The sequence below is a fragment of the Bartonella occidentalis genome (genome assembly GCF_037070875.1).
In the GTDB taxonomy this organism is placed as follows: Bacteria; Pseudomonadota; Alphaproteobacteria; order Rhizobiales; family Rhizobiaceae; genus Bartonella.
Window position 1 is genome coordinate 83,587 of record NZ_JAYMZJ010000002.1, and the last position, 25,636, is coordinate 109,222.

At 36.4% G+C, this 25,636-nt stretch carries 25 protein-coding genes and 1 tRNA gene; 17 read left to right on the forward strand and 9 right to left on the reverse strand.

Annotation, left to right across the window (positions count from 1 at the left end; all coding sequences use genetic code 11):
• Positions 1 to 17: 17 nt before the first annotated feature.
• A complete protein-coding gene (gene argC / locus WCP78_RS03815; protein ID WP_336279408.1) occupies positions 18 to 953 on the reverse strand; it encodes an N-acetyl-gamma-glutamyl-phosphate reductase in 936 nt (311 codons plus the stop codon).
• Positions 954 to 1,179: 226 nt separating this feature from the next.
• Between argC and glyA the strand changes: the two genes are divergently transcribed.
• The 6 genes from glyA to nusB all read left to right on the forward strand — a co-directional run bounded on the left by glyA (position 1,180) and on the right by nusB (position 5,718).
• Complete coding sequence (gene glyA, locus WCP78_RS03820) at positions 1,180 to 2,478, forward strand: serine hydroxymethyltransferase (protein WP_336279192.1); 1,299 nt, start codon at positions 1,180 to 1,182, stop codon at positions 2,476 to 2,478.
• 20 nt (positions 2,479 to 2,498) lie between these two features.
• Positions 2,499 to 2,981 carry a transcriptional regulator NrdR gene (nrdR, locus tag WCP78_RS03825; RefSeq protein WP_336279193.1) on the forward strand — a complete coding sequence of 161 codons (483 nt, stop codon included), beginning with the start codon at positions 2,499 to 2,501 and terminating at the stop codon, positions 2,979 to 2,981.
• Positions 2,974 to 4,101, forward strand: a complete 1,128-nt coding sequence (gene ribD, locus WCP78_RS03830) for a bifunctional diaminohydroxyphosphoribosylaminopyrimidine deaminase/5-amino-6-(5-phosphoribosylamino)uracil reductase RibD (protein WP_336279194.1) — start codon at positions 2,974 to 2,976, stop codon at positions 4,099 to 4,101. The genes nrdR and ribD overlap by 8 nt, the downstream gene beginning before the upstream one ends.
• A complete protein-coding gene (locus WCP78_RS03835; protein ID WP_336279195.1) occupies positions 4,083 to 4,700 on the forward strand; it encodes a riboflavin synthase in 618 nt (205 codons plus the stop codon). The genes ribD and WCP78_RS03835 overlap by 19 nt, the downstream gene beginning before the upstream one ends.
• A gap of 80 nt (positions 4,701 to 4,780) precedes the next feature.
• Complete coding sequence (locus tag WCP78_RS03840; protein ID WP_336279196.1) at positions 4,781 to 5,239, forward strand: 6,7-dimethyl-8-ribityllumazine synthase; 459 nt, start codon at positions 4,781 to 4,783, stop codon at positions 5,237 to 5,239.
• 2 nt (positions 5,240 to 5,241) lie between these two features.
• Positions 5,242 to 5,718: a transcription antitermination factor NusB gene (gene nusB, locus WCP78_RS03845; protein WP_336279197.1), complete on the forward strand. Its 477-nt coding sequence runs from the start codon at positions 5,242 to 5,244 to the stop codon at positions 5,716 to 5,718.
• Positions 5,719 to 5,759: 41 nt separating this feature from the next.
• Here the strand turns inward: nusB and WCP78_RS03850 are convergent, their stop codons facing one another.
• Positions 5,760 to 6,245 (reverse strand): outer membrane protein assembly factor BamE, encoded by a 486-nt coding sequence (locus WCP78_RS03850; protein ID WP_336279198.1) that lies wholly within the window; start codon positions 6,243 to 6,245, stop codon positions 5,760 to 5,762.
• Between the two features lie 229 nt (positions 6,246 to 6,474).
• Here WCP78_RS03850 and WCP78_RS03855 point away from each other — a divergent pair, with 229 nt between their 5' ends.
• From WCP78_RS03855 to WCP78_RS03875, 5 genes are all read left to right on the forward strand, one after another.
• Positions 6,475 to 7,038, forward strand: coding sequence for a DUF177 domain-containing protein (locus WCP78_RS03855; RefSeq protein WP_336279199.1), 564 nt, complete (start codon positions 6,475 to 6,477; stop codon positions 7,036 to 7,038).
• A gap of 147 nt (positions 7,039 to 7,185) precedes the next feature.
• Positions 7,186 to 8,256 (forward strand): phosphate acyltransferase PlsX, encoded by a 1,071-nt coding sequence (gene plsX / locus WCP78_RS03860; protein ID WP_336279200.1) that lies wholly within the window; start codon positions 7,186 to 7,188, stop codon positions 8,254 to 8,256.
• A gap of 49 nt (positions 8,257 to 8,305) precedes the next feature.
• Positions 8,306 to 9,280, forward strand: coding sequence for a beta-ketoacyl-ACP synthase III (locus WCP78_RS03865; protein ID WP_336279201.1), 975 nt, complete (start codon positions 8,306 to 8,308; stop codon positions 9,278 to 9,280).
• 77 nt (positions 9,281 to 9,357) lie between these two features.
• Entirely contained in the window at positions 9,358 to 9,678 is a 321-nt protein-coding gene (locus tag WCP78_RS03870) for an integration host factor subunit alpha (protein ID WP_336279202.1), read from the forward strand.
• Positions 9,679 to 9,872: 194 nt separating this feature from the next.
• Positions 9,873 to 10,376 (forward strand): MerR family transcriptional regulator, encoded by a 504-nt coding sequence (locus WCP78_RS03875; protein WP_336279203.1) that lies wholly within the window; start codon positions 9,873 to 9,875, stop codon positions 10,374 to 10,376.
• Between the two features lie 55 nt (positions 10,377 to 10,431).
• Here WCP78_RS03875 and thrS read toward each other — a convergent pair whose 3' ends face one another.
• From thrS to WCP78_RS03890, 3 genes are all read right to left on the reverse strand, one after another.
• On the reverse strand, positions 10,432 to 12,402 hold the full coding sequence (gene thrS / locus WCP78_RS03880) for a threonine--tRNA ligase (protein WP_336279204.1): 1,971 nt from the start codon (positions 12,400 to 12,402) through the stop codon (positions 10,432 to 10,434).
• Positions 12,403 to 12,526: 124 nt separating this feature from the next.
• Positions 12,527 to 12,880: a membrane protein insertion efficiency factor YidD gene (yidD, locus tag WCP78_RS03885; RefSeq protein WP_336279205.1), complete on the reverse strand. Its 354-nt coding sequence runs from the start codon at positions 12,878 to 12,880 to the stop codon at positions 12,527 to 12,529.
• A complete protein-coding gene (locus WCP78_RS03890; protein ID WP_336279206.1) occupies positions 12,881 to 13,309 on the reverse strand; it encodes an iron-sulfur cluster assembly scaffold protein in 429 nt (142 codons plus the stop codon). It abuts the gene before it with no gap.
• A 122-nt stretch (positions 13,310 to 13,431) separates the two neighbouring features.
• On the opposite strand from WCP78_RS03890, the gene folE reads away from it, so the two are divergent.
• The 5 genes from folE to WCP78_RS03915 all read left to right on the forward strand — a co-directional run bounded on the left by folE (position 13,432) and on the right by WCP78_RS03915 (position 17,567).
• Positions 13,432 to 14,052, forward strand: coding sequence for a GTP cyclohydrolase I FolE (folE, locus tag WCP78_RS03895; protein ID WP_336279207.1), 621 nt, complete (start codon positions 13,432 to 13,434; stop codon positions 14,050 to 14,052).
• A gap of 128 nt (positions 14,053 to 14,180) precedes the next feature.
• Positions 14,181 to 14,265: transfer RNA gene (locus tag WCP78_RS03900), tRNA-Leu, on the forward strand.
• A gap of 164 nt (positions 14,266 to 14,429) precedes the next feature.
• Positions 14,430 to 15,614: an alpha/beta hydrolase gene (locus WCP78_RS03905; protein WP_336279208.1), complete on the forward strand. Its 1,185-nt coding sequence runs from the start codon at positions 14,430 to 14,432 to the stop codon at positions 15,612 to 15,614.
• 137 nt (positions 15,615 to 15,751) lie between these two features.
• Positions 15,752 to 16,246 carry a hypothetical protein gene (locus WCP78_RS03910; RefSeq protein ID WP_336279409.1) on the forward strand — a complete coding sequence of 165 codons (495 nt, stop codon included), beginning with the start codon at positions 15,752 to 15,754 and terminating at the stop codon, positions 16,244 to 16,246.
• 955 nt (positions 16,247 to 17,201) lie between these two features.
• A complete protein-coding gene (locus WCP78_RS03915) occupies positions 17,202 to 17,567 on the forward strand; it encodes a response regulator (protein WP_336279209.1) in 366 nt (121 codons plus the stop codon).
• Positions 17,568 to 17,675: 108 nt separating this feature from the next.
• Here WCP78_RS03915 and rpsI read toward each other — a convergent pair whose 3' ends face one another.
• Both rpsI and rplM read right to left on the reverse strand, forming a co-directional pair.
• Positions 17,676 to 18,161, reverse strand: a complete 486-nt coding sequence (rpsI, locus tag WCP78_RS03920; protein WP_336279210.1) for a 30S ribosomal protein S9 — start codon at positions 18,159 to 18,161, stop codon at positions 17,676 to 17,678.
• Positions 18,162 to 18,163: 2 nt separating this feature from the next.
• On the reverse strand, positions 18,164 to 18,628 hold the full coding sequence (rplM, locus tag WCP78_RS03925; RefSeq protein WP_336279211.1) for a 50S ribosomal protein L13: 465 nt from the start codon (positions 18,626 to 18,628) through the stop codon (positions 18,164 to 18,166).
• A 293-nt stretch (positions 18,629 to 18,921) separates the two neighbouring features.
• On the opposite strand from rplM, the gene recJ reads away from it, so the two are divergent.
• Entirely contained in the window at positions 18,922 to 20,709 is a 1,788-nt protein-coding gene (gene recJ, locus WCP78_RS03930; protein ID WP_336279212.1) for a single-stranded-DNA-specific exonuclease RecJ, read from the forward strand.
• A gap of 20 nt (positions 20,710 to 20,729) precedes the next feature.
• Here the strand turns inward: recJ and parE are convergent, their stop codons facing one another.
• Positions 20,730 to 22,787 (reverse strand): DNA topoisomerase IV subunit B, encoded by a 2,058-nt coding sequence (gene parE / locus WCP78_RS03935; protein ID WP_336279213.1) that lies wholly within the window; start codon positions 22,785 to 22,787, stop codon positions 20,730 to 20,732.
• A gap of 85 nt (positions 22,788 to 22,872) precedes the next feature.
• Positions 22,873 to 23,610, reverse strand: a complete 738-nt coding sequence (lipB, locus tag WCP78_RS03940; RefSeq protein WP_336279214.1) for a lipoyl(octanoyl) transferase LipB — start codon at positions 23,608 to 23,610, stop codon at positions 22,873 to 22,875.
• Positions 23,611 to 25,636: the final 2,026 nt, after the last annotated feature.

The window sequence follows — 25,636 nt, forward strand, 5'->3', positions numbered from 1 at the left end:
GTTTTTTATCAGAAAAGTTAGCTATTTAAAAGCATTAAATCGAGATTTTGAACAGCAGCAGCAGCAGCGCCTTTTCCCAAATTATCTAATACAGCACATAAATTAAAAATATTTTCGCCTTCATTTCCAAAAACAAACAGCTTCATACCATCTTTATGTGCTAAGCATTCTGGATTGAGTTTAGTGAGGGTGTCAGTTTCTTCTTGTGATGCAATTGATATAGTATTTTGTTCACTATAATGGTTGTTAAAAATTTCACGCAGATCAGAGAGATTAGCTGATTTTGTAAATAAATGACGATGCAATGGAAGACTTACAATCATTCCTTGAGGGAAATATCCTACACTTGGTACAAAAACTGGTGTTTGATTGATTTGTCCATATACTTTAATTTCTGGCACATGTTTATGCTTGAGATTAAGGCTATACATAAAATAATTAGGCAAAAGATCATCTTGGTTATATTGATTTTCCATTTGTGAAATCAATTTTTTACCACCGCCAGTGTAGCCAGATATTGCATTAATTGATATCGGATAGTAAGCATCTAGAAGGCCAGCTTCACGGAGTGGTCGAATTAGGCTAATAGCTCCAGTAGGGTAGCATCCAGGGTTAGCTACGTAGTGTGCCTCTTGGATACGTTTTTTTTGTCCTGCAGTCATTTCAGGAAAACCATAAACCCAGTTTGGAGCAATACGATGCGCTGTTGAGCTGTCAATAATTCTAGTTTTTGTATTATTTTTTACCCAATTAACTGTTTGACGTGCAACATCATCTGGAAGACACAAAATAGCAATGTCGGTTTGGGTAAGGTAGTCTTGCCGGATATTAATATTATGCTTGTCTGTATGAGGAATAGAAAGTAATTCTAAATCTGCGCGTTTTGCTAATCGTTTTTGTATCTGTAGTCCAGTCGTTCCATGCTCACCGTCAATAAAAACTTTGGTTACCATCATATTTGCCTTAAATCAATTTCTTCTGCCATACTCAGCTTATTACATAATAAAGCTTGTTACATAATAAATTAGTTTAAATTATTGAATGTATTTCATGATTATAGATCGTTTTATTTTTAAAATAGAACACTATGCAGTGTATTAATAATTAAAGTGTTTTGTCTGTATGGTTTATTGTGTTATCACTTGCTGGTTTTGTTTTTGAAATGTTAGGACATGTTTTATGACTAAGCAAGAAAATGACGCAAAAAAGCACTTTTTTAATGATAATTTACAAACTATTGATGTTGCAGTCTTTGATGCGATCAAGAATGAGTTAGATCGTCAAAAACATGAAATTGAGCTAATTGCATCAGAAAATATTGTTTCAAGAGCGGTTCTTGAAGCTCAAGGGTCAATTTTAACCAATAAATATGCTGAGGGTTATCGAGGAAATCGCTATTATGGTGGTTGCCATTTTATTGATGAAATTGAAGGACTAGCAATTGAAAGAGCTGCAAAATTGTTTGGTGCTTCCTTTGTGAATGTTCAACCTCATTCAGGGAGTCAAATGAATCAGGCTGTATTTTTGGCTTTGCTTCAGCCTGGAGATACATTCATGGGTCTGGATCTAAATGCTGGTGGTCATCTCACACATGGATCTCATGTTAATATGTCAGGGAAGTGGTTTAATGTCGTCTCTTATGGTGTGCGTCAAGAAGATCTTCTTATTGATATAGATGCAGTGGAAAGCCTTGCAAAAAAACATCGACCAAAGCTTATTATTGCTGGTGGGACAGCTTATTCGCGTATATGGGATTGGAAACGGTTTCGTGAAATTGCAGATGAAGTTGGCGCGTATTTGATGGTTGATATGTCACATATTGCAGGCTTAGTTGCCGGTGGTGCACATCCTTCTCCTGTTCCACATGCACACATTGTAACAACAACAACCCATAAGTCATTGCGTGGTCCTCGTGGTGGTATGATCTTAACGAATGATGAAAATTTAGCCAAAAAGGTTAATTCGGCAGTTTTTCCAGGTTTGCAAGGGGGACCTTTGATGCATGTGATTGCTGGTAAGGCAGTAGCCTTGGGGGAAGCTTTACAGCCTTCATTTAAAGAGTATATTGCTAATGTTGTTGCTAATGCTAAGACTTTAGCAAAGAGATTACAGAGTAATGGTTTTAATATTGTATCTGGTGGTACAGATAATCACTTATTATTAGTTGATTTACGTCCTAAAAACTTAAAGGGAAAATTTTCAGAGTTAGCTTTGGGGAGAGCCGGTATGATCTGTAACAAAAATGGCATTCCTTTTGATCCAGAAAAGCCATTTATAACCTCAGGTATTCGTTTGGGTACACCTGCTACAACGACGCGTGGTTTTGCAGAAAATGAATTTATCCAAGTTGCTGATTTTATTTCAGAGGTTTTGGAAGGTCTCAGGTTAGCAAAGAGTGATGAGGATAACAGTGCGGTTGAAATGGCTGTTAAGAAAAAAGTAAAAGATATAACTGATAATTTCCCTCTTTACACTTAGTTAAATTAAGGACATAAGATATGCGTTGTCCTTATTGTCAATGCGAGGATACACAAGTTAAGGATTCTCGTCCTGCAGAGGAGGGGGCAGTTATTCGTCGTAGGCGTGTGTGTTCGGTTTGTGGTGGCCGTTTTACGACATTTGAACGTGTTCAGTTGCGTGAACTCCTGGTGTTTAAAAAGAGTGGTCGGTGTGAGCCATTTGATCGTAATAAATTAATGCGATCAGTCGATGTAGCTGTGCGCAAACGCAATATTGATCCAGAGTATATTGAACGAGCAATTTCTGGCATTGTGCGTCAGCTCGAAAGTTTAGGTGAGCCTGAAATTTCTTCAGAAAAAATTGGATGTCTTGTAATGGAGTCTCTGAAAAATATTGATGATATTGCTTATATTCGTTTTGCTTCCGTTTATCGGGATTTCCGTAATGCAAGCGATTTTCATGATATTATAGATGAGTTGTCAGAAGGCGTAACGGATACAGAATCTTGTTTCCATGAGTAAAAAAATGCAAGATGAGCGGTTTATGGCTGCAGCTATCCGTTTAGCAGAGCGTCATGTAGGTCTTACTGGCGACAATCCTTCTGTTGGTACGTTAATTGTGCGGAATGATAGTGGTGCCAATGCATCTATAGTTGGTTATGGTATAACAGCTGTTCATGGGAGACCTCATGCTGAAGTACAAGCTTTACGTATGGCTGGCTCATTAGCGCATGGTGCTACGGCTTATGTTACTTTGGAGCCTTGTTCACATTATGGAGAAACTTCCCCGTGTGTAAATGCTTTAATAAGTTCAGGTATTTCAAGAGTTGTTATTGCTCTTACGGATTTAGATAAGCGTGTTGATGGTCGTGGGATTGCTCTTTTGCGTGCTTCTGGAATTGAAGTTGTTGAAGGAGTTCTGGCTGAAAAAGCTTTTGAAGCGTTGTGTACTCATTTATGCATCAGAAAATTACAACGGTGTGCGGTCACTTTAAAAATGGCAATTTCTACAGATAATGGTGTGGGAAAAAAGGGGCAAGGTGGGGTCAAAATTAGTGGAACGATTTCTCACGCACACACTCATATTTTACGCTCTCAAAATAATGCTATTGTTGTTGGTGTCGGCACTATATTAGCAGATGATCCACAACTAAATTGCCGTTTACCAGGGTTGGAGATGCGTTCTCCTGTACGTGTTATTTTGGATAAAGATTTATGTATTCCGCTTGATTCACAAGTTGTCAAAACCGCAGCAACAATTCCTACATGGATTATTTGTGATGAAAGCTTTTCAAAAACAAGTAAAAAAATAGCATTGGAAAAGTATGGTGTGTCTGTATATTTTGTCGAAATGGGTGATAGTTGTATGCAGCCTCTTGCTATTTTACAGCTTCTTTATAAAAAAGGAATCAATAGTATTTTACTTGAAGGGGGAGTCAAAACAGGGGAACAATTTTTAAATGCTGGTTGTGTAGATCATTTAGTGTGTTTTTATGCTCCTATTATTTTAGGCGAAGGCCGTATTGAAGCTCCACGTTTTGAAAAATATCTTTCCGACTTTCACAAGGTTGAAACCAGAATGTTTGGGAGTGATCATTTTTGTAAATGGAGGCATAAAGCATTATGTTCACCGGAATTGTAACAGATATAGGTTGTGTTGAAAAGGTTAAGTCTTTAAAACAAGGGGTGCGTTTAAATATTTCTACTCACTATGATATTGAAAGTTTAGAAATTGGTGCATCAATTGCGTGTTCAGGGATTTGTTTGACAATTGTTGAACGAGCTCCAAAAGAATCAGCTAATACGTGGTTTGCTGTAGAGGCATGGGAAGAGGCACTACGTTTAACTAATCTTGCTCAGTGGACAACAGGGACTTTTATTAACTTAGAACGTTCGTTACGGTTTGGTGCAGAGGTGGGTGGACACTTAGTTTCTGGCCATATTGATGGTTTAGCTGAAGTTATTGAGAAAAAAAGTGAAGGTGATGCAGTTCGCTTTTTCTTACAAATTCCAACGCGATTTACACCTTTTATTGTTAACAAGGGTTCTATTGCACTTAATGGTACATCTTTGACTATTAATTGTGTTAAGGATAATATTTTTGACGTTCTTATTATTCGTCATACACTTGACATGACGACTTGGGGGCAGGCGAAAATTGGGGATCAGGTTAATTTAGAAATTGACCAGCTTGCCCGTTATGTTGCTAAGCTTTCTGGTTTTAAGATGAAAGCCGAATAAGCTGAAAATTTATCATAGTTTTCAGGGTCTTATGCTTTGTAATTTCAACTACTTTATTTAATTTTTTGTGAGATTCCGTTATGATAAAAGAAATGCGTAGACAGCCACATGTATTGATTGTTGAAGCCCGTTTTTATAATGAAATTTCCGATGCGCTTCTTGAAGGTGCTGTAAGTGCTTTACAAAAATCGGGGTCAAGCTATGATATTGTGACAGTTCCAGGAGCATTAGAGATACCAGGAACAATAGCTCTTGCTGAAAATAATAGTAAGGCATCATACGATGGTTATATAGCGCTTGGTTGTATTATTAGGGGGGAAACATATCATTTTGAAATTGTTGCTAATAATTCTTGTCGAGCATTGATGGATTTAACTGTTTATAAACACTTAGCGATTGGAAATGGTATTTTAACCGTTGAAGATGAAAGTCAAGCGTGGGTGCGTGCAAAAAAGGACGAAAAAAATAAAGGTGGTTTTGCTGCTGAAGCTGCTTTATGTATGATTTCTCTGAAAAAGAGATTTGGAGATAATCATTAAGTATGGCTGATATAAAAGGAAAATATTCTCCGCGTGCAGCCAATAAACGTGGCGCAGCGAGACTCGCTGCAGTACAAGCACTCTATCAAATGGATATAGTTGGTACTGGTGTTATGGAAACAGCTGCTGAGTATGAAACGTATCGTTTAGGAAAAAGTATTGATGGAAACCAGTATCTTGATGCTGATTTTCAATGGTTTTTTGCTATCATATCTGGTGTTGTACAAGATCAAAAACAGCTTGATCCTATGCTTCATCAACAGCTTTCCTCAGAGTGGTCGCTTTCACGTCTTGATTCTATATTACGAGCAATTTTGCGTGCAGGTTTATGGGAATTAATTAATCGTCGGGATGTCCCTGTTGCTGTTGTTGTAAATGAATATGTTGATATAGCAAAAGCGTTTTTTGAAAACGATGAACCAAAGCTTGTTAATGCAGTTCTTGATAGTATGGCGAAAGAAGTTCGTCTCCAAAAATAACTATATAATCCCGATATTTTCGGGATTATTTTTAGGGGGATTTAGTTATGAGGTAAATTCACGGAACCTTTGATCATTTGGAGCAAAAAAGGTTGTTCTTTGGTCGCGGTTGGTGTCGTTTGTGCAATAAAATCAAATATTTTACCGTCTTGTAAACCATAGTTAGCTATTTTAGTAACCTGATCATTTTTATTAAAGTAAATGGCTAGAACTTTGCGATCTATAATTTTAGTTTTCATAAACTGCATCCCACGGTATCGAGTTTGTGAGATATAATAGAAGATATCATTATCATATTTAGTCTTTAGGGAAGGGGTTCCTAAAGCGAGGATAACTTGCTCTTGACTGGAACCAACAGAAATAGAATCAAGAGCGCTTTGATCAAGAACATAGCCCTCTTTATAGATCTGGCTTGATCCTGAAGAATCAATTAAATGACAACCAGCAATTGTTACTGCGCTTATTATTAGCAGCCCGATAGATAATTTATACTTGGTGAATCTCACTATGTGGGGTAATTGGAACAACGATACCTCCCTTAAATTTATATGACAAATCGTAATTTAATTATATGACAAGGAGTTAACTTCAAGCTTTTTTCTAATTTTAGACTAATCTACCATAGCTTACATTGAGTTTCCTTGTTATAAGCTAAATATGCCATACAGAGTTTCTCTAGAAAAGAAAAAAGTGAATAACAATGTAATCTGACTCAAAGTGCGGTACGTTGTACCTTCTCATACTCAGGAGCTGTTAATGAATGTTCAAAATGTTTCTCAAATGACATTTGCTTTGGCTTATCCGATATCAGTTCGTTCATTACCTGCTAAAGGTATAAAGGTTCATATTTGTGCAGATCAACAAGAGTGTGCACATTTGGCTAAGAATCACGGTTTAATTGAGGTAAAATTTTGTGATGGAGAATTTAATATTTTACCGTCAAAAGAGCGTGGAGTACGTGTTAAAGGTTTATTGCGAGCTTGTATTGTACAATCATGTGTTATCACATTAGAACCGTTAGAAAATATCCTACATGAGAATATTGATGTTATTTTTGTTCCTGAAGATTCAAATCTGGCTAAACCAAAAATATCAGAAGATACAAATGAATTATTTTTAGATGCTGATGGAATGGATCCACCAGAGGTTTTTTATGGAGATAAAATCAATATTGGTGCAGTGATGGAGGAGTTTTTTGAGTTGTCTATTGACCATTATCCGCGCAAGGCAGGCGTAGACATAAGTGTAATTCAAAATTCAGATGAGGTTGAGCAAAAAGCATCGCCATTTTCTATTTTGAAAAATTGGAAGTCGCTGTAAATAAATAAAAAAATTATCTATTGTGCCCTAGCGTAAAACAGTATTTTCTGCGAAGCTATTTTTTATGATACGTTTCGGGGGGTTGTTTGGAGGCAAAAAATTGCAACATAAACTTAATATGAATTAAAAGATGTAGGATATGCAGGTGTGATTAGAATTTCTGTGGATGTAATGGGCGGTGATTATGGTCCAGAGGTGGCTATTGCGGGAGCAGCAATTGTACAAAAATATTTGCCGAATGTTTATTTTCTGTTTTATGGGATAGATGAGGCTGTTAGGCCTGTTTTAAAAAAATATTCTTGTTTGGATTCTGTATCACGCTTCTATCCTACAGAAAGCTATACACGTATGGATGAGAAGCCTAGCCAAGCGCTTCGTATTGGGCGTGGTAAATCATCAATGTGGTATGCGATTGAAGCTGTTAAAAATGGTGAAGCCGATGCTTGTATTTCTGCCGGTAATACTGGTGCGCTTATGGCAATGTCCTATTTTTGTTTAAAAATGATGGCAGAGGCCGAACGCCCTGGAATTGCTGGTATTTGGCCAACGCTTCGAAATGAAAGTATTGTTTTAGATATTGGTGCAACCATTGGTGCATCTGCTAGTCAGTTAGTTGATTTAGCGGTGATGGGGGCAGGCATGTTTCGCGCCTTGTACCACACTGAAAAACCAAGTGTTGGGCTTTTAAATGTAGGTGTTGAAGAGGTTAAAGGACTTTATGCAATTAAAGAGGCTGGAATGATATTGCGTAAAGTGCAATTAGAAGGATTAGAATATAAAGGTTTTGTTGAAGGTGATGACATTGGAAAGGGAACAGTAGATGTTGTTGTAACAGAGGGATTTTCTGGTAACATTGCTTTAAAAACTGCAGAGGGAACTGCAAGACAGATAGCGGAAATCTTAAACACAGCCATACGTAGTTCTCTTTTTTCATGTCTTGGTTATTTTTTATCACGGAATGCTTTTCGTACGCTGAAACATAAAATGGATCCTGATAAAGTGAATGGGGGAGTACTTTTAGGTTTGAATGGTGTTGTCATAAAAAGCCATGGTGGCGCGAGTGCTAGTGGTTTTGCTTCTGCTATTCGCGTTGGTTATGAGATGGTTAATAATGAACTTTTACAAAAAATAACTGCTGATTTGCGGCGGTTTCATGAAAATAAAGCGATACTTTTTGATAAAGATGATGAAGCAATAACGAATGAGGGTACAATATGATCAGTATTTATAATGCAAGTGAAAAAAGTCAGGAAAAGGTTATGACCGAATGATTCGATCAGTTGTGTGTGGTGTGGGAAGTGCCTTACCCAAAAAAAGCTTGTCGAATGATGAGATTGCAAAATTTGTTGATACTTCCGATTCGTGGATTGTGCAACGTACAGGAATACATCAACGTTATATCGCTAATGAAAATGAAACAACTGTTTCCTTAGGGATTGAAGCTGCGCAAGCTGCTCTTATAAATGCTGGTTTAACAATCCAAGATATTGATTGTATTATTTTAGCAACTTCAACGCCAAATCGTACTTTTCCTGCTTCTGCTGTCGAAATTCAGGATGCTTTGGGGATGAAGCATGGGTTTGCCTTTGATCTTCAAGCTGTTTGTTCTGGTTTTATTTTTGCTTTAACAACGGGAGATGCATATTTGCGTTGCGGGGCAGCCAAAAGGATTTTAGTTATTGGATCTGAAACTTTTTCTCGAATTTTAGATTGGAAAGATCGCACGACATGTGTTTTGTTTGGTGATGGTGCAGGTGCAGCTATTTTAGAAGCTCAGGAAGTGGAAAATGATTTTACTTTTAGCTGTGGCATATTGTCTGCAAAATTACGTTCTAACGGTGCGTATGTGAATAAGCTGTACGTTGATGGTGGTCCTTCGACAACGCAAACAACGGGTTATTTACGCATGGAAGGACGAGAAGTTTTTAAATATGCAGTTGGCATGATAACTGATGTGGTTGATGATTGTTTTGCGTCTGTTGGTATGGATTCTTCGCAATTAGATTGGTTTGTACCTCACCAAGCTAATAAGCGCATTATTGAAGCATCCGCTAAGAAATTAGGAATTTCTATGGATAAAGTTGTTATTACTATTGATCAACACGGCAATACATCCGCAGCATCAGTTCCATTGGCTTTAACGACAGCTATTTGCGATGGAAGGATTAAAAAAGGAGATCTTGTTATGTTGGAGGCTATGGGAGGTGGGTTTACATGGGGGGCAATTCTTATTCGTTGGTAGGCTATAGTCGCTTGACCATATCTGAATAAAACGTATAAATCACTTTATAATTTTAAATATTAGAATAGGTGGTTATAATGACAAGTAAGACAGTAACGCGTGCAGATTTGGCGAGCGTGGTTTGTAGAAAAATAGGCTTGTCACACAGTGAATCAGCAGCTTTAGTTGAGTTAGTTTTGGATGAAATTTGCAATTCGCTTATAAGAGGTGAAGCGGTTAAATTATCTTCTTTTGCAACGTTCCAAGTTCGCAGTAAAAATGAACGAGTTGGACGAAATCCAAAAACTGGTGTAGAAGCATCTATTCCACCGCGGCGTGTTGTGACATTTAAGGCTGCGAATGTGCTTAAACAAAGAATTCTAGATTCACATCGTGCAAGAAAAAATAGTGCCACATAAATGAGGATTATTACGGTTTATAGTGTTTGTTCAGAAATTTGTATAAAGTAAATGTTACGACTCTGTTGTACGTAGGAAATTTTTAATTTAAATGTGGTATTGAGTATAGCTTATTTAAAGTAATCTTATTGAAATATTAAAAGTAAATCAATAAGTATAAAGCCGTTTATATAATTTAGATAAGGTATTTGAAAATGGATAAAAGCTCCGATGCTTTTCGCACAATTAGCGAAGTAGCCGAGTTATTGGGGCTGCCGCAGCATGTATTGAGATTCTGGGAAACACGTTTTACACAAATTAAACCAATGAAGCGTGGGGGTGGAAGGCGTTATTATCGTCCAGCCGATGTTGATTTACTCAACGGTATCAAACAGCTACTGTATGATCAAGGTTATACTATAAAGGGTGTACAGCGTCTTTTAAAGGAAAACGGTATCGCTTTTATTGTTGCATTTGGTAATGGTGATCTTGACGCTATGAATGTAGTAATGGAAAAGAAACATGCGGGACAAACACCTGAACCCATCCGTAATAAACCTAAAAAGTCTTCTTTTGGGCTTTTAAGTTTCATGAAAAATGAGGGAGATGCATCTGTCGGTGCCGTTAATGCTTATAAAAATAAGACTGATAAAGAATTGTTACAGGAAACACTATTTGAATTAATTGAATGCAAACGCGTTCTTGATAGAGCACGATAGAAATAATGGGTTTTTCCCATAATTTATTTTCATCTTTTGGCACATTTTAGGAAGTTTACATTAAACGACGCAAATCTGGTGGTGTGGCTTCATCTGAAAGCTGTTTAATGACTTCCTCTATAGATAAAGAGATCTGATCTGTACTTCCTAAGCGGCGCATGCTGACGCTGTTTGTTTCAGATTCACGTTTACCGCATACCAAAATTACAGGGACTTTTTGTAAAGAATGTTCACGTATTTTGTAATTAATTTTTTCATTACGAAGATCTGATGTTGCTGAAAGCCCAATAGCTTTAAGTCTTGCCGTAATCTTTTTTGCATATTCATTTGCTTCTGATGTAATTGTTGCAACAGCAACTTGTTCAGGTGCAAGCCAAAGTGGCATGTGCCCAGCAAAATTTTCAATTAATATACCAAGAAAACGTTCCATTGAACCAAAAATAGCACGATGAATCATGACAGGTTGATGTTTTTCTGAGTCTTTTCCAATATAGAATGCACCAAAGCGTTCGGGAAGATTAAAGTCTACTTGTGTTGTTCCACATTGCCATTCACGACCGATAGCATCTTTTAGCGTATATTCAAACTTTGGTCCATAAAATGCGCCTTCACCGGGAAGGATACTTGTCTTAATTTGTCCTGCAAATTTTGTCTCAATGGTTTTAAGAACTGATGCCATGATATTTTCTGCATGATCCCATAATGCATCAGATCCGACGCGTTTTTGTGGGCGTGTTGAAAGTTTAAGGGTAATCTCTTTAAAACCAAAATCAGCGTAAGTTGATAAAATCAGATCATTGATTTTAAGACATTCATCAGCCAATTGCTCATTGGTGCAAAAAACATGCGCATCATCTTGTGTGAAGCTACGCACGCGCATAAGACCGTGTAAAGAGCCTGAAGGTTCATAGCGATGAACAAGACCAAATTCAGCGAGTCTAATAGGTAAATCGCGATAAGATTTTAAACCATGTTTAAAAATTTGTACATGACCAGGGCAATTCATTGGTTTAAGAGCATAAAGATAATTATCATCCCAATCATCAGCTGCGGGAATTACTTTAAACATATTTTCTTTGTACCATTCCCAATGACCAGAAGCCTCCCAAAGTGATTTATCGAGGACTTGAGGCGCGTTAACTTCAGCGTATTGATGATCATCGAGGCGTCTACGCATATAGCTGATCAAATTTTGGAACATTTTCCAGCCTTTGTTGTGCCAAAAAATCATTCCTGGTCCTTCTTCTTGAAAATGGAATAAATCCATTTCACGTCCTAGTCGACGATGATCGCGTTTTTCAACTTCTTCTAGCATATATAAATAAGCTTTTAGATCATTTTCGTTGGCAAATGCTGTACCATAAATTCTTGTTAACATCGGATTATTTGCATCGCCACGCCAATAAGCTCCTGCGACTTTCATCAATTTAAAGGCATTACCAATTTGTCCTGTCGATTGCATGTGCGGACCACGGCAAAGATCAAACCAATCACCTTGATAATAGATTTTCAAATCTTGATTCTCAGGTATATCATCTATAAGCTCAACCTTATAAAACTCGTTTTTTTCAGAGAATATTCTTTTGGCTTTTTCACGAGACCAAATTTCTTTTCTGAAAGGTTTATTCCGGTTAATAATTTCACGCATTTTCTTTTCAATAATGGCGAGATCATCGAGTGTAAAAGGTTGTTGGCGTGCAAAATCATAATAAAAGCCATTTTCAATGACAGGGCCGATTGTAACTTGTGTTTCAGGAAAGAGCTCTTGCACCGCTTCAGCTAAGACATGCGCACAATCATGGCGTATTAATTCAAGAGCGCGTGGATCTTCACGAGTGATGATTTCTATCTTCCCAGACTGTTCTAATGGATCTGATAAGTCTCGCATAGTTCCGTTGAAGCTATAAGCAACTGCTTTTTTGGCAAGTGATTTAGAAATGGATGTGGCCAATTCTAAACCAGTCATTTCTGCGGGATAATCACGTTTTGAACCATCGGGAAAAACAAGAGAAACAGAAGAAGACATAAGACACCCCTTTGATTCAGTTCCGCTAACGATTGCGGATGATCTACAAAAACTTAACAGTATGATATAATTATAAAGCAAATAGGCTCATTTTCTTATCAATAAGCATAAAAAAAGAAAAGAATTATTTATTATGTTTAGTAGAAATTTTCCAATAGCGCCAAGGCTTATAAAAGCAGTAAAATTTTCCAAGTAAAGTAGGCACTGGATCAAAACCATGTGTTCCAAATGGACCACAACGTATAATACGAAAAAGTCCCATCCATGCACCAGTCCATAATCCATGACGTGCTATTGCTTCATAGGCATATTCTGAACACGTTGGTGCATGGCGACATTGATTTCCTATAAGGCTTGATAAGGTTATTTGATAGAAACGTATTAATGAGATACCAAGTAACCGTCCAGGTGTTTTTTTCCATGACCCTGTGTAATTGCGGGTTTGTTTCTTTTTTTTCTGAGAATGTGGTTCAAACATTTATTTTTCTTCAATTTGTTGAATACAATCTATAACGGCATCAAAGCTAAGCATTGTTGATGCATGGCGCACTTTATAGTCTTTAATAGGCTGCAAACAAGAAAATGCTTCAAATGGAGCTGGAGGAGGGGGGCCGTTTTTTGTCAGCATATAATAGATCATTTCGCGTAACATTTTAAGATTTTGCGTTGTTTGGCCGATGATATGATTTGCTAAAAGCGAAGCTGAAGCTTGTCCCAGCGCACAAGCATGTACTTCATGGGCAAAATCTGTAATGATATAATTTTCTACTTTTAAATCCACAGTAACGGTTGAGCCGCAAAGACGCGCATATTTTTTTGATGTTGCATCTGGATGATAAAGACGCCCAATTTTGCTAATATGCGCAGCATATTCAAGCACTTTATCATTATAGATACCATCAATCATAAGCTATAGCCTAAAATTTTAAAAACGTGATTGTTTAAGCTTTTAATTCTATTATATAGAGATTATACAAAATAAAATAAATATAACAAATATTTTGTATATAGTAAGCTCGGAGTTTTTTAATGCATGATATTAAAGGAGGTTCCACAACCCTGTGTTTATCTGAAGAGGGGCGCCCTAATCTTGAAGAAGTCGAAGCAGCAATCCACACGTTGCTATTATGGATGGGGGAAGATCCAAATCGAGAAGGGCTTTTAGATACTCCAAAGCGTGCAGCGAAAGCGTATCAAGAGCTTTTTACTGGTTACCGCGAATCAGCGGAAGAGGTTTTGAATACGGTTTTTGAAGAAGTTTCAGGATACAATGAATCGGTAATATTGAAGGATATCGCTTTTTATTCACATTGCGAACATCATATGATCCCAATCGTTGGTAAAGCTCATGTTGCTTATCTTCCTGATACAAAGGTTGTTGGTCTTTCAAAAATTGCACGTGTTGTAGATATTTTTTCCCGTCGTTTACAGACACAAGAAGCTATGACGGCTCAAATAGCTAATGCTTTAGAGAAATATCTAAAACCTCGTGGTGTTGCTGTATTAATTGAGGCTGAGCATATGTGTATGGCTATGAGAGGAATAAAGAAACAAGGAGCGACAACGATTACAACAAATTTTCATGGCTGTTATGAGAAAGATCAAACTGCACAAGCGAATTTTATTATGATGGTTCGTAAATCACCATAAGGGTACTTAGTATATGTTAGCAGTTCTAAAATAAATTATGGATGAGCGAAAAGGGACTTGTACCACGCGTTGTGATTTGTTAGATTGAAAGAAATAGTTTTTTATATAAGAATTTATATAAGCAGCGTGTGGTCGTGGCGGAATTGGTAGACGCGCAGCGTTGAGGTCGCTGTGGGGCAACCCGTGGAAGTTCGAGTCTTCTCGACCGCACCATGAGTGCGGTATAAATTTGAATTAGGGGAGGGGTTGTGTATAGTTACGGGTTTTTTGCGTATTTTTTTAGTGCGTTTCAGTAACTTTATTTCAGGTCTTGGAATTGTCTTTTGTTTCCGTGATCCTAAGTGTTAGTTCTTTTCAACAAGATTGAGTATTCTTCCGTGAAAAGTACAATATTTTTAAAGTATTTAACGTTTTTCATTTGCTTTATTTTATTAACCGCGTGCACTAGATCACGTGCTGTGCTCTGGCATGGCGTACATGCGACACCATCTATGGTTGCAGTGCAAAGGGAAGTCGAAGGTCCACCAATTCCTCCAAAAGCTGTCGTTCCAGTATATGTTGCGACAAGTCGTAGGATGCAAAATAATTATTCTCAGCCTTATGGAGCAGAGCGGTCGAGTAAAGTGCACTATAATCGGGTTGATGTAGGAATCCCTCAACAGCATGTTAAAGGTGTGGTTGAAACAAACGCTTATAAACCTACTAATGATAAGTATTTTGCAGCAGTGGCATTGCAAAAATATGATAATAAAGAGCAATTCAAGGAGCAATTAAATGCTGCTTTAGCTAAAAAGCCAAAAGGAAGAAGAGAAATTTTTCTTTTTATTCATGGCTATAATAACAATTTTGCAGACGGTACGTTTCGTACAGCTCAGTTGACCTATGATTATTCCTTAAATGTTGTTACTGTGCATTATTCATGGCCCTCTGCTGGATCAATACCTCTTTATATTTATGATCGTGATAGCGCCAATTTTGCACGTGATGGATTGATAGAACTTTTGACACTTATTAGCGAAACTAATGCTGATCAGATTTCTGTTATTGCACATTCTATGGGCAATTTTGTTACGATGGAAGCATTTAGAACTTTAGCATTACAAGGAAAGTATAGGCCAATTCAACGTATTACGAGTTTTTTAATGGCCGCACCGGACATTGACCTTGATGTATTTGAGCGTCAGCTTAATGATATTAAGCAATTACCTCGGCCAACAGCTATTTTGGTATCTCGTGCAGATAAGGCACTGGCTGTTTCAGGACGTCTTACAGGTGGACATCCTCGTGTAGGAGATGGTTCAGATATTGAAATGTTGCGTAAAAATGGAATAGCTGTTTTTGATTTTTCTAATATCGATGGTGGAGCACATAATGTATTTGCATCTTCACCAACGTTGATGGCTCTTTCTAAAGAAGGTTCTTTGGCCTCTACGATTATGCAGGGTACAGAACTATCGCCTAGTCAGGCTATCCTTGCTGATAGTAGTAGTGTTTTGGAGAAAACAACGCATCTTATACTCTATGCACCTATGCGTCTTTTATCACCATTAACTGGAAATTAAATGTGAAGGGAGTACAGTGGATCATCTAATATAATTAAGGACAATATTTTATTTTAGTATTTTCTTTAGAATGATTCTATAAAATATAAAAGAAATAGTGGAATAAATGTAAAAACTTGTCATTAGGTGATTTTATGATGGTTGCGCAAAAACACTATGCCAGTACGCCTACATTAGTGGATTATTTGTCTCATTCTGCAATGAAGTTATTAGATATTCATGCCATGCTTTTGAAGGCAAAAAAAGATAATATAGGGGGAGAACCAAATTTATTGCGGAAAATTGATTCTACTAAAAAGCAGTTGGATGAGATAAGCCATGCTCTTATTTTAGAATATCGCAAACGTCAAGAAAATGAGCGTTTCTTAAAACAGATTTTAATATCAATTTCCAATCAGCTTTTTTCCCTTAATAATGACTTCAAAGAAACTGGACGTCTTTTTTTTCAAGAGATTAGAATGATTCAATCTCAGATGCAGTGTTTTTACAAAGTCAGAGAGAGGCAACATTTATTGAATAATCAAGATTCTTCATTTTCTCCGTCAAAAATTGATGAAGTCATTCAACGGCTACAAAAAGCGCGGGAAAAGCTTGTTATCGAAAGCCCACATCTTTTTGAAAAAGAATACTAAGCAAAAGCGATAGTTTGTCATTGTCTATCTTTTTTTATGTAGATTAAAAAGTTATTATTTGGCTCTAATTATATTGTAAATAGAGGTAAACGGATAAATGGATTTATACTGTACCATGAGTGCAGCAATAAATTAAAAAAGATTATGGATATGAATAAACAAAAATAAAAAGAAGAGTTCAAAGTAAGGTTAAAACAAATGAATATTATGTTTTGATTTCATGCAGATTGCTTGAAACAAAGTTGCAGGTGATAAGACGCTATCATTTAATATGAACAAGGTATTTTGTCTTTACTTTATTAGGCATTGCTCAATCTACAGGGGCACCATAACGGCTTTTAGCTTTATTTTACAGTGAAAAAATCAGTAAAACTTTAGAAAAGTATTAAACAGATTCATTTTTATGTACAGTGATTTTAGTTTTTAAAATGATAAAAACACACAATTCAATTACAATTTCTGAGTGGAAATTTATTGTGCATAAGTAGAAGAAAAGCTTAGTTATAGTTTTTAGCAGTGCTAAAAACTGCAAGAAAAATATAATTAATAGAGTTTATGGTTGTCCTCTCTTCAAATAATGAATCTTAAGGTTATTTGAAAAAATAGAATTATTATTTTCCAAGTTGAACAGAATTATAAATCGCGAATGTATGCCGAAAAAAATGATTCTTAAGTGGAGTATGTTTAGTATAAGAGAAACAATAATATTAATGACACATTTGTTATTTGTATTGTATCATGTAAAAATAAGATGCTTCTGTGATAAAGGTTTTCCAATTATCAAAAAAATATTCTTAGCCACGAATAACCTTCTTAAGCATTATAGCCCGCTGTTTTAAGAGCTTTTGTTGACGAACCTTAGTTTATTCATAGTTTACATTTTTTCTATTATTTTGTTTTAACTAGGCGGGGGATGTATTTAAGCTTCTTGTATAAGAAAAGTGGAGTTATACTGATGTTAAAAAAAGTCATGATTGTGGAAGATAATGAACTTAATATGAAATTATTCCGTGATCTTGTCGAGGCTAGCGGTTATGAAACCGTTGAAACACGTAATGGTCTTGTTGCATTAGATTTAGCTCGTTCATCAATGCCTTCTCTTATTCTTATGGATATTCAATTGCCTGAGGTATCGGGAATAGATGTCATTAAACAGCTCAAAAAGGATAAAGAACTTCAATCTATTCCTGTTGTAGCCGTAACAGCTTTTGCTATGAAAGGAGATGAAGAAAAAATTCGCGCAAGCGGATGTGAAGAATATATGTCAAAGCCTATCTCAGTTCCTCACTTTATTAAAATGGTAAAGCGTTTTTTAGACTAAAACTTTATCACTTTATTAAATGGAAATGAAAGTTGGGTTGTTACAATTATCTTAATATTAAAAAAGCTCCGCTGAAACGGAGCTCTATGCGATGTGTAAAAGTTATAATTATCGCTTTGAAAACTGGAAAGAACGACGAGCCTTCGCCTTACCATATTTTTTACGTTCAACAACACGACTATCACGCGTAAGAAAGCCATCTTTTTTCAAAATTGTGCGGAGTTCAGGTTCATAATAGGTCAAAGCTTTGGAAATACCATGGCGTACTGCGCCCGCTTGTCCTGAGAGACCACCTCCTGCAACGGTTGCAACAATATCAAACTGTGTATCCCTTTTTGTTGCAACTATTGGTTGGCGAAGAATCATCCTAAGAACGGGACGAGCAAAATACTTATCATATTCTTTATTATTGATTGTGATTTTTCCAGAGCCTGGTTTTATCCAGACGCGAGCAACAGCATCTTTACGTTTCCCTGTTGCATAGGCGCGCCCTTGCGCATCAAGTTTCTGCACATGAACAGGAGCGATATCTTCATTAACTTTCGTAATATTTGTTACTGTGTTAAGTTCAGAAAGAGAATTAATTTCAGCCATAATTAAGCAATCCTTTTGTTTTTGCGGTTTAGAACACCAACGTCAAGAGCTTCGGGCTGCTGCGCCGCATGCGGGTGTTGATTTCCAGCATAAACACGTAGATTCTTTAACTGACGGCGACCAAGTGGCCCACGAGGAATCATGCGTTCCACAGCTTTTTCAACAACACGTTCTGGGAAACGGCTTTCAAGAATTTGACGAGCTGTGCGCTCTTTAATTCCACCAATATAGCCAGTATGCCAATAATACTTTTTATCTGTATATTTTTTGCCAGTGAGAGCTATTTTTTCTGCATTGATTACAATAACATTGTCACCATCATCAACATGGGGAGTAAATGTGACTTTATGTTTTCCACGCAGACGATTCGCAACGAATGTGGCAAGGCGACCTAAAACAATGTTCTCTGCGTCAATAATAACCCATTTTTTCACCACTTCAGTTGGCTTTTGTGAAAAAGTTGCCATAGAAGTATCCTTTATTGTGACCCTCAAGAGGGTATTTTTTGTTTCTTTTTTGCGTTGAAATTATCATTATAGCAAAATATTTAACGCACACTGCGTCTCCTGATATAATGTCTTTTGATTTGCGTCAAGAGAAAATAAAAACTTATAAAACAATACTTTACAAGTAAGGTATTATAATACCTCATATTTTGTTAACTTACTTCTGTTTAAAAGTTAAGATAGATACTGGAAGAAAATGATTTATTTTAAACTCGTAATTGTATTTTATTTATTTTCATTGTAGACAAATAAAAATGGAGCAATCTCGTTATTTTCTGAATGTTGAATCTTCTGCGTGTGGTCAGGCATGGGTGGATGCTCTTGATGTTCAAGGGGCGATTAATGCTCGTACGATTTCCCAAAAACTTGGTTTTCCAGATCAGTTAGCCAGAATTCTTGTTGCAAGAAATGTGGACGAATCTGATGCTATTACATTCATTAATCCAACATTGCGTGATTTAATGCCTGATCCAAAAAGTTTTAGGGATATGCAATGTGCAGCGGAACGCATTGTCAAAGCTATTATGAATAAGGAAAAAATTGCGGTTTTCGGTGATTACGACGTTGATGGTGCTTGTTCATCAGCCATTATAGCACGATTTTTGCATTGTTTGGGTATAGAGGTAAAAATTTATATTCCTGATCGTATTGTTGAAGGATATGGCCCAAATGAACAAGCAATGATGATGTTAGTACAAGAAGGAGCTCGTTTAATTATTACTGTTGATTGTGGTGCGAATAGTCCTGATGCAGTAAAAGCAGGAAGGCTTGCAGGTGCTGATGTTGTGGTTTTAGATCATCATCAAATGACAGAGATTCATCAAGAGGCTGTTGCTCTTGTCAACCCTAATCGCCCTGATGACTTTTCTGGGCAAGGGCATTTATGTGCTGCTGGTGTCGTATTCATTACATTAGCATGGGTTAATCATTTATTGCGGAAAGAAGAAAAATATAGAGAAAATCTTCCTGATCTTTTAAGTATGCTCGATCTTGTTGCATTGGCTACCATATGTGATGTGGTACCACTACAAGGTGTTAATCGTGCTTTTGTAGTCAAAGGGCTTCAGGTCGCTCGTTCCATGTATAATCCTGGGATAGCCGCTTTAACAAAAGTAGCACGTATAGGTGAACCGCTTAACAGTTTTCACTTAGGTTTTTTGTTAGGCCCTAGAATTAATGCGGGCGGACGTATTGGGGATCAAGCATTAGGAGCACGTTTACTTAGCTGTAATGATAAAGATGAATCCAATAAAATAGCAGAACAATTGGATCGGTTGAACCAAGAACGTCAAAAAATGGAAGAGGTTCAATTAACTCAAGCAGAGGTCTACATTGATGATCTTTATGAAGGGCAGGAAGCACCATCGTCTCTTGTGATCGCTCATAAAGAATGGCATCCTGGAATTGTTGGTATTCTTGCATCCCGCTTAAAAGAGCGCTTTTTTTGTCCTGTTTTTGCAATTGCTTTGAAAGCAGATGGAAGCGGTACAGGATCAGGTCGGTCAATTAGTGGAATAGATTTAGGAGCACTTGTTCGTGAAGCAGTCACATTAAATTTATTAGAAAATGGTGGGGGACATAGTATGGCAGCTGGTATCACGATTCAATCAACCAAAATAGAAGTTTTTCGAGATTGGCTAGAGAAAAAAGTCTCTTTAGTGGTTTCTCAGTTACGTGCTAAAAAATCCCTCAGTATAGACTGTTGTCTTTCTGCTTTTGGTGCTAACAAAGAGCTATTCGATTTGGTCGAAAAAGCAGGACCATTTGGTTCAGGGAATACTACTCCTGTTTTTGCTTTCCCTTCTCATCAATTGGTTAGTTTGTGTGAGGTTGGGAGAGGGCATCTTCGCCTCGTTATCTCTAATATTGAGGGAGAAAAATTACAAGGAATAGCTTTTCGTGCGGTAGGAACACCACTGGGGTATTTTCTTTCTCAAAATATTGGTAAAATGATCCATTTAGCCGGCAGTCTTAGTTTGAATTATTGGAACGGCACTGTTACTCCACAATTACGAGTTATTGATGCTGCTGCAGTAGTTTGAGGGAAAAATTTTTTTAAAATTTAGATACTAAGATTAGAAGCAAAAGTAGAATTTTCTTGTATAAACCGAAATCGTGCTTCTGGTTTGCTACCCATTAAACTTTCTACTGTGTCTTTAGTTTCTTGTATTTTTACTGCATCAATAGAAACGCGTAAAAGCGTACGTTTTTGAGGATGCATAGTTGTTTCTTTAAGCTGTTCAGCACGCATCTCACCAAGGCCTTTAAAACGTCCAATTTCAATCTTAGTTTTTCCAGTAAATACAGTTTTTAATAATTCGTCTTTATGAGCATCATCACGTGCGTAAGCGACCTTTCCTCCTTGTGATATTCTATAAAGGGGAGGCACAGCGAGGTATAAGTGTCCTTGACGAATAAGGTCAGGCATCTCTTGAAAAAAGAAAGTAATGAGAAGTGAAGCAATGTGAGCACCATCAACATCTGCATCCGTCATGATAATAACACGCTCATATCTGAGATTTTCTTCACGATATTTAGAGCGCGTTCCACATCCAAGAGCGAGTACAAGATCGCCAATTGTTTGACTCAAGCTCATTTTTTCGCGTGCGGCACTTGCTACATTTAAAATTTTTCCACGAAGCGGTAAAATTGCTTGGTTTTCCCTATTTCGTGCTTGTTTAGCAGAACCACCAGCAGAGTCACCTTCCACAATAAATAATTCAGCGCCTGCAGCTGAGTTTTGACTACAGTCTGCTAGCTTACCAGGCAAACGTAATTTACGCACAGCAGTTTTTCGATTTACTTCTCTATCTTGGCGTCGCTTAACGCGTTCTTCAGCTCGTTCAATAACCCAATCAAGAAGTTTTGTTGCTTCTTGTGGAGAGTTTGTTAGCCAATGATCAAAAGGATCACGTATTGCATTTTCAACGATACGTTGTGCTTCTGTTGTCGCTAGTCTGTCTTTAGTTTGTCCAACAAATTCGGGTTCCCTTATAAAGATTGAAAGTATTGCGGCTGTTGAAATCATAACATCATCTGATGTAATGATAGCGGCACGCTTGTTTCCTATTAACTCAGCATAGGATTTTAATCCGCGTAAAAGAGCTTGCCTCAGCCCTATTTCATGTGTTCCACCTTCTCTAGTAGGAATAGTATTGCAATAAGATTGTATACAAGAATCTCCACTATGCCAGGCTACTGCCCATTCAACTGAGCCATGACCGCTGCGTTGTTTTGTTTTTCCAGAAAAAATTTCTGATGTTATTCGATATTCATTTTTTAATGATGATAATAAATAATCTTTAAGTCCATCTGGAAAATGAAAAACAGCCTTTTCCGGAATATTTTTTGTGTTTTCAAGTATGATAGGATCGCAACTCCAGCGAATCTTTACTCCACCAAAAAGATAAGCTTTGGAACGCGCCATTTTATAAATCTTTTCTGGATCAAAAGCTGCTTTTTCACCAAAAATTTCACTATCAGGATGAAAACGAATTCTTGTCCCGCGGCGATTATAAACATCACCTAGATTTTCTAATTCAGATTGAGGAATGCCACGCGAGAATCTTTGCCGGTAAAGTTTGCGATCTCGCGCAATTTCAACTTCTACATCGTCGGAAAGGGCATTGACGACAGATATTCCTACCCCATGCAATCCTCCTGAAGTTTGATAAGCTTTTCCATCAAATTTTCCACCTGAATGGAGTTGTGTCATTATGACTTCAAGAGTAGATTTTTCAGGCATTTGAGGATGATTTTCAACAGGAATACCGCGACCATTATCGGTAACTGTCAAATATCCGTTTCTATCTAATGATACATCAATTAAGTCTGCATAACCGGCGACGGCCTCATCCATTGCGTTATCAATAACTTCTGCAAATAAGTGGTGAAGTGCTTTACTATCTGTTCCACCGATATACATTCCAGGCCGTAAACGAACGGGCTCTAAACCTTCAAGAACCCGAATAGATGAGGCATTATAGTCATCTTTTTGCATATTTTCTTTTGAAGTCATTGCTTCTTTGCTTACTGGAACTTGTAGATTTTTTTCTTTTGTTGTTATCCTAGATTGAGCATTATTTAAAATACTAAAAAGATCTTTATTATTATCGTTCATGGCATTTGGATTATCTACCTGATTAAAATAAACTCTCTAATTAAAATAGACTCTATGCCCGTTTTTTATTGAAAAATCAATGCATTTAGGAAACATCAATTGTTGATCCAAAAATTTCTTCAAATGTTTGTTTCAAAGCAATATCAATATCATGCATTGTTACAGAAATACCTAAATCACGAAGGCTGGTTACACCATAATTAGTAATTCCACAGGGAACAATTCCTAAATAGTGTGTTAAATTAGGATTGATATTAATGGAAATCCCGTGGAAGCTCACCCACTTGCGTACACGTATTCCAATAGCAGCGATTTTATCCTCAGAAAAAAGGTTATCTTGTTTTTCTGGGCAATCGGATCGTCTAACCCAGACACCAACTCGATCTTCACGACGTTCTCCTATAATATTAAATTTTGCAAGCACCTGTATGACCCATTCTTCTAGTGCGCTAATAAAAGCACGAATATCTTGTTTGCGGCGCTTAAGATCAAGCATAACATAAACAATACGCTGTCCTGGCCCATGATATGTAAATTCACCACCCCGACTCGTTTCATAAACAGGAAATAAGCTAGGTGCTAAAAGGTCTTTTTTGTTCGCACTTGTTCCTGCTGTATAAAGGGAAGGATGTTCAAGAAGCCAAACTTGTTCACGCGCTGTTTTTTCTAGAATTTTTTTTACACGCTCTTGCATATAATGGAGTGCATCAGGGTATTTGATTAAATCATCACTTATTTTCCATTCAACCGGTGGGCTGTTGTGAGTTGTTTTAAAGTGATGGGGTAAGTGATCACGACTAATCTGTTTTAATTCAAATGTCATTAGCAATATTTATGTTAGTGTTTTAGTTTTTATTGTAACTGATAGAAGAGCTGTAAAGTCAAATCATAATATTATTTATTAAAATTGAGATAATGTAGCAACAAATTTCATTGTAAAAAAATTTATTACTCAACTATTTTCGTGCACTTGGAAGTGATTTGTTAGTGTTAGATGGCAACCAAAGATTAAAGCCGCTCAATTCCTTTTGCTGAGAAGGGTTTTGAGGGAAGATACTGACGATCAATGAAAAGTATCTGTCGTACTTATCGCTATAAAAAAGCCAACAAGTGTGCAACAAAAATTACCTTAGAAGAAGCAGAATAAGAAAACAATAGCCATTATATGTAGCTATATACATTGCGGGAGGATAATTCTATCATAATCATATTAGAGTTAGAAGAGGAAAGGCTTTTGAGTGATTTTTAGAAAAGAAAAATGTAAGCTCTTCAAATATCTTAAAAAAACATTTAAAAGTTTTTTTGTAGTTTGAACTATGTTTTTGTAAATAATTTTTTCTTAGTATTTTAGCCAAACTAGGTCGCTGGAACATAACCTTAGCGGAGCTTACAAAAACTTACAAAATACCCTCTTCCAGTGTCACCACATTTGAAAAAAACTCAATGAGAAAACTGAACATGATATTGTCGATTTTATAGGTTTTCCTGTTGAACAGTTTTTTCAACAGCTATCCAAAAGCAGCAGTCACATTTTCAAAGCAGTGATATATTCAAATACAGATCTATAGTGCATTCTTACATTACTTAAAAGCATCGTCTTGAATTTGATGATAGAAACGCATGTATCAAACGCATTTCTCATAATCCGTAGATTAAATATATTTTTCAATTTAAGTTTACACAAATATTGTTTTTTAGAATTTACCTAGGTACCAGTTTTTTTAAGAAAGTTCATCTAATAAATATCACAGAGACATCTTAGCAGCATTAGCATTTGAAGTAAAAATGACATCTATATGGTGATCAGAAACTATTTCCAAGCCCATCACGCGTTCAATCAATAATTTTGATAAGTCTCAATTTTCTACTCTAGATAAAGTAAAACACAGAAAATAACTTTGAATAAAAGATTAATAAATATCCTCTAAAGGTGCAGATATCCCTAAAGGATTAGCCAAACGTATCGGCAGTGATATTCTGTTCAATTTCGTAAAGCTGAGTATGAATTTTTTCTCAATTCTATAATCTAAAGTATTTCTTTTCGTAGTAAAATATATTCGCTTTGGTGTAAAGTAAATATACTTATAGTGTAAAGCTAAGAAATTTTCTTAAATTGAAAAGGTAAAATTCTCATCCATTTGAAGGGTTTTATAGCATATTATAACATAAAAAATTTATAAAAATGTCTCGGATAGTATCTATTAAAACACCCTTTATGAAAGTTTAAAAGGTTTTAGGAGTTTATATTTTAGCCAAAACAAATATTTTAATGGTGACCATTAGGATAAAAATAAGAAAAATTTTATGCACAATAAGCTAATAATCATTCAAGACTAGAATAAAGAGTTAATGATCTGTATAAGAATTTTTTCTTTGAAAGCTTCTAATTAGCTCCTTCGTTTTTACCGCCTGATAATTAATAAAACATAAGTGTCTTTTGTTCATAAACCCGACTCTTCCGCACATTGATTAATAGGCTCTTTGAGTCGTTTTCCTTTTACTTTAGTTCATTTCTGAAATTCAGCTAGCACTATTTATAATTATCCTTTAAGCTTTTTAAGCGGTGTAAAATTTGGAATATCTTATTATATCTACATTATAACAATAAGAATACTAAACCGTTTGTCATAAAATTTATACAAACGGCTTTCTCTATTCTCCGCTTATATTGACGCAAACCTCTTAAAAGTATGGTTTGGGCTTGTATCCATTATAATCATACCCTTAACAACCGCTAGCTTACTAGCTGTTTCTATATATCCATAACTAAAATAGCTCAAATAACCAGTATCTTGATAAGTACGTAATCACAAACTTTTCCTATTGTTTAGTGAAAATAAGTAAGCCCT

Bases quoted from the DNA above. Each gene is read 5' to 3' on its own strand.
- thrS (WP_336279204.1), bottom strand. From the start codon at position 12,402: ATGTCTTCTTCTGTTTCTCTTGTTTTTCCCGATGGTTCAAAACGTGAT.
- parE (WP_336279213.1), bottom strand. From the start codon at position 22,787: ATGAACGATAATAATAAAGATCTTTTTAGTATTTTAAATAATGCTCAA.
- nusB (WP_336279197.1), top strand. From the start codon at position 5,242: ATGGCTGATATAAAAGGAAAATATTCTCCGCGTGCAGCCAATAAACGT.
- WCP78_RS03915 (WP_336279209.1), top strand. From the start codon at position 17,202: ATGTTAAAAAAAGTCATGATTGTGGAAGATAATGAACTTAATATGAAA.
- ribD (WP_336279194.1), top strand. From the start codon at position 2,974: ATGAGTAAAAAAATGCAAGATGAGCGGTTTATGGCTGCAGCTATCCGT.
- nrdR (WP_336279193.1), top strand. From the start codon at position 2,499: ATGCGTTGTCCTTATTGTCAATGCGAGGATACACAAGTTAAGGATTCT.
- rplM (WP_336279211.1), bottom strand. From the start codon at position 18,628: ATGGCAACTTTTTCACAAAAGCCAACTGAAGTGGTGAAAAAATGGGTT.
- argC (WP_336279408.1), bottom strand. From the start codon at position 953: ATGGTAACCAAAGTTTTTATTGACGGTGAGCATGGAACGACTGGACTA.
- yidD (WP_336279205.1), bottom strand. From the start codon at position 12,880: ATGTTTGAACCACATTCTCAGAAAAAAAAGAAACAAACCCGCAATTAC.
- lipB (WP_336279214.1), bottom strand. From the start codon at position 23,610: ATGACATTTGAATTAAAACAGATTAGTCGTGATCACTTACCCCATCAC.
- WCP78_RS03840 (WP_336279196.1), top strand. From the start codon at position 4,781: ATGATAAAAGAAATGCGTAGACAGCCACATGTATTGATTGTTGAAGCC.
- WCP78_RS03910 (WP_336279409.1), top strand. From the start codon at position 15,752: ATGGTTGCGCAAAAACACTATGCCAGTACGCCTACATTAGTGGATTAT.
- glyA (WP_336279192.1), top strand. From the start codon at position 1,180: ATGACTAAGCAAGAAAATGACGCAAAAAAGCACTTTTTTAATGATAAT.
- WCP78_RS03855 (WP_336279199.1), top strand. From the start codon at position 6,475: ATGAATGTTCAAAATGTTTCTCAAATGACATTTGCTTTGGCTTATCCG.
- WCP78_RS03865 (WP_336279201.1), top strand. From the start codon at position 8,306: ATGATTCGATCAGTTGTGTGTGGTGTGGGAAGTGCCTTACCCAAAAAA.
- WCP78_RS03875 (WP_336279203.1), top strand. From the start codon at position 9,873: ATGGATAAAAGCTCCGATGCTTTTCGCACAATTAGCGAAGTAGCCGAG.
- folE (WP_336279207.1), top strand. From the start codon at position 13,432: ATGCATGATATTAAAGGAGGTTCCACAACCCTGTGTTTATCTGAAGAG.
- rpsI (WP_336279210.1), bottom strand. From the start codon at position 18,161: ATGGCTGAAATTAATTCTCTTTCTGAACTTAACACAGTAACAAATATT.
- recJ (WP_336279212.1), top strand. From the start codon at position 18,922: ATGGAGCAATCTCGTTATTTTCTGAATGTTGAATCTTCTGCGTGTGGT.
- WCP78_RS03835 (WP_336279195.1), top strand. From the start codon at position 4,083: ATGTTCACCGGAATTGTAACAGATATAGGTTGTGTTGAAAAGGTTAAG.
- WCP78_RS03890 (WP_336279206.1), bottom strand. From the start codon at position 13,309: ATGATTGATGGTATCTATAATGATAAAGTGCTTGAATATGCTGCGCAT.
- WCP78_RS03870 (WP_336279202.1), top strand. From the start codon at position 9,358: ATGACAAGTAAGACAGTAACGCGTGCAGATTTGGCGAGCGTGGTTTGT.